This is a genomic window from Synechococcus sp. R55.7, assembly GCF_047461955.1.
GTDB lineage: Bacteria > Cyanobacteriota > Cyanobacteriia > Thermostichales > Thermostichaceae > Thermostichus.
This window is the reverse complement of the sequence record NZ_JANSIC010000436.1, coordinates 1-798: the sequence shown is the minus strand read 5'-3', so window position 1 is coordinate 798 and position 798 is coordinate 1. Positions and strand designations below refer to the sequence as shown.

Sequence of the window (798 nt, the reverse complement as noted above, 5' to 3'; positions counted from 1 at the left end):
GCTCTTTCCTCTCTGCTCCCTTGAAGATTAAAGAACTGAAGTTCAGTATAAAGCCAACTCAGAGACGGCTCCAAATGCCAAGGCGCTCCTGCTGGGCTTTTTCTTGTAGGCCACCGTAGTAGCTGTCGTACTTGATGTTGTGGCTGTAGGGGATGATGCGGGCCAGGCCATTGCGCACCAACATGGCGTTCATCTGATGGCCTTCTAACCAGACATAGGCCTCCACCAAGCCCGTAGCATCTACGTTGCGCAGCAGCTTATCCCCTTCCAGCTTGACGGTGCGGTAGAGGATGCGCTCCCGCATCAGTTCAATGGCTTGCTGGTAATAGGGGTTTTCTTCCGGGCTGAGACCCTCGATCCCGGCCAACCGGATTAGGCGCATCTTCTGTTCCCCTTCGATTTGCACCACTAGGGTGTCGCCGTTGACCACCCGCACCACAACCGCATCTGGGTAGCGATCGAAGCGGTGGTTGTCGAAGTAGAACGGGGTATCGGGAACGACCCGGGGCTCTCCAAACCCGTGGCTGGGAAGGACGGGTATGGCCAGAAGCAATCCCAATGCAGCAGAGCCGAGAGCAATACGCTGGAACATGACCTTAATTCCCCACTTTGGACGCAGCCCCCTCTTCTTTTCCCGCCGGGGAGTTTCCGGTGGCAACGCTCAAAGTGTAATGGTAGCGGCAACTCTCCAGAAAACAATCCCACCGCAGATTTGAATTGGCCAGCGGTAGATCCGCCGTTGGTTGGGTTGCCCAAGGCTCCCAGGCGACTGAGCCATTCCTGCTCGCTTTTCTTCAG

At 56.3% G+C, this 798-nt stretch carries 1 protein-coding gene; it reads right to left on the bottom strand.

Features of this window, described 5'->3' with window-relative positions; translation table 11 throughout:
- Positions 1–58: 58 nt before the first annotated feature.
- A complete protein-coding gene (locus NW820_RS12985) occupies positions 59–592 on the bottom strand; it encodes a thermonuclease family protein (RefSeq protein ID WP_011431781.1) in 534 nt (177 codons plus the stop codon).
- Positions 593–798: the final 206 nt, after the last annotated feature.